This is a genomic window from Methylobacterium sp. WL9, assembly GCF_008040035.1.
Lineage (GTDB): Bacteria > Pseudomonadota > Alphaproteobacteria > Rhizobiales > Beijerinckiaceae > Methylobacterium > Methylobacterium thuringiense.
On the sequence record NZ_VRVE01000152.1, the window covers coordinates 1 to 3,679 of the forward strand.

Here is a 3,679-nt window from a genome sequence, read left to right on the forward strand (position 1 = left end):
GCGCGGGGCAGGGCGACGGCGTAGGGGGTGCGGAACTGGTCGTATTCGGCCTGCCGCCGCGAGAGGATCTCGGGCGGTCTGCGCCAGGCCAGGATCGCCTCGGCGGCCCCCGCCCGGTCGCCGGCATTGAGCCGCCGCAGGAACCCGGATGCCCGAAAACCGCCGACGCCGATGTTGAAGGCGATGGAGATCAGCGCGTCGCGCTCGTGCTCGGCCACCGGGACGGCGATGCAGGACAGGATCGGCAGGGCGTGGCTCGCCAGATCCTCCAGGAACAGCGCGTCGGCCTCGGCTTGCGTGATCCGTTGGCCCAGCCTGACCCCCTTGGTGTGGCCGTAGCCGATCGTCGGCACCCCGACGCTGTCGCGATAGGCGCCGAGCCGTACGCCCTCGCGCGCCTTCAGCGCCGCGATGCCGAGCGGCGTCATGATCGCGGATGCGGTCATGCTGGTCTCCATGCCGATTGTGGGGGGAACGAATCGGCTCGGCTCACGCCGTGCGCCGACGGCCGGGACCTGTGAAAAACCGAAATCTTCGGGCAACACGGCCGCGCTAGTCAGTCCCCGCGATCGGGAGGACTGCCGATGACACCGGAAGACAAGCAGTGGGACCGGGCGGTCTGGACGCTCGACGCGGCGGCGGCCGTGATCGTGGCCAGCCTCTGCCTGATGCTGTGTCTGCTGATGGGCTGGCGCTGGTTCGTCTGATCAGGCTGCGGCACCCCGGCAGCGTGAGTTTGGTCGACTGTCGGCGTCAGCGGTGGCCGTTGGCCGGCATCGTTGCGACGATCTTTCTAAAAAGGCGTCGGCTGTTCGGCCGAGACGAACCGGGACTGGCGGTCGACTGAAAGGATCAGTACGAATTTCGCCGTACTGGTCGTGTGCGACACCGGAGAGACGCCGAATGAGTCAATGGACTTCGCATGGCTTGCCGGAGCGGATGGATGGTCTCAGCTTCGTCGATGTCGGTTGTTGGGAAGGCGATATCTGTGCCGAGGCGGTCGCGCGCGGGGCCGCAAGCGTGCTGGGGATAGACTACTGCACGTCGCCCGATCTTGAGCGAACGCTTTCAACGTCGAGTTTTGATTTCATACAGCTCGATCTTCTGTCCGAGAAGGCGCTACAGCTGCCGGAATTCGATATCGTTCACTCGGCAGGAGTGCTTTACCACGTAGAGAACCCGCTTTCCTTTCTCTACCGTCTGAGAAAACTTTGCCGCTTCGGAGGCTCGATCTATGTCGAGACGACGGTGGCGATCGGTCCGACGCAGGAACCGGTGATGCTTTTCCACCCCCGCGACAGCTTCGATGCAAACCCATCGAACTGGTGGAGCCCGAATGAGCCGTGCCTGATCGCGATGATCGAGGAAGTCGGCCTGTTGGATATCGAGGTCACTTCGAGGCCGGAATGTCCGTCCGAGACCAAGGATTTCACGATGAGCCGGATCTGCGTGCGGGGACGCGTTGCGAACACTCCGACCTCGATCTCGCAAAAGATGCTGCCGAGGCGGCCTTCCTACATGCCGATCGCCGCCGGGAAAGGCAGCCGCCGCCCCGGCGGCCAGCCTTGATCTCTGCCGAGACGGCCCTGCCAGTCAGGCCATCTGCCGGCCACTGAACAAAGAATCGCTCGCGGCGACGTAGCCGTCCGCACCGCTGAAGCGGACAAAGACCTCGACGGTGTCGCCGGCTGCGAGCTTCAGGGCGGTCGAGAGGTCGATCGCGGTGACGCCGTCGACGAGGGTGCCGGTGGCAGAGGTGCGGCCTCGGCCGGCCGGGGTACCGTTCCTGTAGAACTGCGCTTCGAAGGCGGTCGGAGCGTTGCTGCCGTTCTTCCTGAAGACCAGGGCGGTGTCGAATCCGTAGAGGCCGGCTTCCGGTGCGACGAAGCGATTGCTTGCGGCGACGAAGGCGCCCTGGTCGTTGCTGTCGGCGGTGTTGAATTGGACCTTCGTCCAGTTTGCCGCACCGACGTAGTTGTCGAAGCTCGTGGTGCTCGCGAACTTGGCGAAATTGCTGATCCGCGCCCAGGCGGTGCCCGTGTGCCACTTGAGGGCCGCGGCAGTGCTGTTGGCGTAGAGTTGGCCTTGCGCGACGCCGGCCGTCGGATCGGAGGCCAGAGGCACCAGCCTGATGGCACCGTTGGACTCGGCCGAAAAGACCTCCACGATGCCGGCCGTGCCGATCGGGGTCGTCCGGATCAGGACACGGGCGCCTTGCGCAGAGTCGGTCCAGGCTTCCGTCGTCGCGAAGGCCACCTGAGCCCGCGCTGAGCTGCCATAGGTGGTGGTGCCGTAGCCGAAGGCCGAGAACTGACCCATCGACGTCCCGGCCGGGAGCGCCGAGGGTGCAGCCGCCGTGCCGTTCGCCGTCCGGAAGATGAAGTTGCCCGGCGCAGTGGCGCCGAAGCTGTCGAAGACCAGCCGCGCCTGCTGCCCGTCGGCGCTCGATACGCGCAGGACCGTCTGCGGCAGGGTATCGGGCAGCGCGCCGGCATTGGCGCTGATCTCCAGCGGCCCGGCGATCCGCCCGAGCGTCAGCCGGCCGGTGCTGGCCGATGCAGTCAGCGGCGTGAAGAAGGCGGCCCCGTCCGGGCTGACTTTCAGCGAAAAATCGTCGGAGCCGAAGCTGCCCAGCAGCGCAAGGGTCGAGAACCCGGTCTGGACCGTGAAGCCGGCATCCTTCGCCGCCGCCTGCTTGTTCAGCGTGACGCGCAGGTTGCCCGAGCCCGGCGTCACGTCGTCCCAGGAGAGCAGGGCGGCGTCGGCCTTCAGGGCGAAACGGTTGGTGGCGTCGGCTGCCGTGCCGATGCCGAGGCGGGTCAGGTTCTGCAGGGCCGTCAGGCTGCCGCGAAAGCTCGCCCAGGCGGTACCGGTGAAGACGTAGAGGTCGGCCTCGTCGATCACGTAGGCGAACCAGCCGGGCCGGGGCATCGCGCCGGCCCAGACGCCGTCCGCGAAGCGCACCACCTGTCCGGACAGACCGGCCCAGGCGCCGGTCGGGCTCGCCGCGGTGACGAGGTAGCGGTCGCCCTCGGCCGGGCCGGCGGGCGGGGCGGCGAGATCCTTGTCGAGGCAGGCGAGCTGCACCAGCGCGTCGAGGGCGGTCAGCGCCTCGTTGTGCGTGACGTGCTTCTGCGCCTGAGCCGCCGCGATGAGCGGCAGGCCGAGGTTGCGGGTGGTGTCCGCCATGGGGCTCTCCGTGATGTGGATCAGGGCTTCCTGGATCAGGCCTCGCGGACCGGCACCTGCGCCCGCGTCGCGGGGCCACGGCCGGCGATCGTGCCGACCTGCGCGACCGCGGCCTCGATCGCGGTCTGCGGGCCGCCGAAATCCGCCGTTTCGTCGGTGATCGGGTAGAGCGCGTTCGGCTCCGCGGCGGCCAGGGAGCGAGCCACGATGCCGTCACTCCGGAAAATGTCGAGGATGTAGGCCTCCGACATCGCGTCGAGGGGGATCTCGGCGGGCTCCCAGGTGTCGGCGTCGCGGCGCGCCCGGCGGATCCAGCTGAAGCGCACGCCTTCGGCCTCGCGCCGCGCCCGCAGATGGACGGGGCGCAGCGGCAGGAAGGCCGCGAGCCCGGCGCTCGCCGTGAAACCGATCGCCGGGCGTGCTGCCCGTGCCCCCGCTGGATATCCTCATCGAGCGTCTCACCGGTGCGACGATCCCCGAAACCGGCACG

At 68.0% G+C, this 3,679-nt stretch carries 5 protein-coding genes; 2 read left to right on the forward strand and 3 right to left on the reverse strand.

Features of this window, described 5'->3' with window-relative positions; genetic code table 11:
- On the reverse strand, window positions 1-446 hold a 446-nt coding region (locus tag FV217_RS21975; protein ID WP_187272673.1), incomplete at its 3' end, for a lysozyme.
- Window positions 447-584: 138 nt separating this feature from the next.
- On the opposite strand from FV217_RS21975, the gene FV217_RS23730 reads away from it, so the two are divergent.
- Window positions 585-707 carry a hypothetical protein gene (locus tag FV217_RS23730; RefSeq protein WP_281407184.1) on the forward strand — a complete coding sequence of 41 codons (123 nt, stop codon included), beginning with the start codon at window positions 585-587 and terminating at the stop codon, window positions 705-707.
- A 196-nt stretch (window positions 708-903) separates the two neighbouring features.
- Window positions 904-1,569 carry a DUF1698 domain-containing protein gene (locus FV217_RS21980; RefSeq protein ID WP_147821733.1) on the forward strand — a complete coding sequence of 222 codons (666 nt, stop codon included), beginning with the start codon at window positions 904-906 and terminating at the stop codon, window positions 1,567-1,569.
- A 24-nt stretch (window positions 1,570-1,593) separates the two neighbouring features.
- On the opposite strand, the gene FV217_RS21985 is transcribed toward FV217_RS21980, so the two are convergent.
- Both FV217_RS21985 and FV217_RS21990 read right to left on the reverse strand, forming a co-directional pair.
- Window positions 1,594-3,189: a DUF2793 domain-containing protein gene (locus FV217_RS21985; RefSeq protein ID WP_147821735.1), complete on the reverse strand. Its 1,596-nt coding sequence runs from the start codon at window positions 3,187-3,189 to the stop codon at window positions 1,594-1,596.
- A gap of 35 nt (window positions 3,190-3,224) precedes the next feature.
- Window positions 3,225-3,515 carry a hypothetical protein gene (locus FV217_RS21990; RefSeq protein ID WP_147821736.1) on the reverse strand — a complete coding sequence of 97 codons (291 nt, stop codon included), beginning with the start codon at window positions 3,513-3,515 and terminating at the stop codon, window positions 3,225-3,227.
- Between the last annotated feature and the right edge of the window lie 164 nt (window positions 3,516-3,679).

Coding starts and splice junctions, on each gene's coding strand:
- FV217_RS21980 (WP_147821733.1), top strand. CDS start 904: ATGAGTCAATGGACTTCGCATGGCTTGCCGGAGCGGATGGATGGTCTC.
- FV217_RS21985 (WP_147821735.1), bottom strand. CDS start 3,189: ATGGCGGACACCACCCGCAACCTCGGCCTGCCGCTCATCGCGGCGGCT.
- FV217_RS23730 (WP_281407184.1), top strand. CDS start 585: ATGACACCGGAAGACAAGCAGTGGGACCGGGCGGTCTGGACGCTCGAC.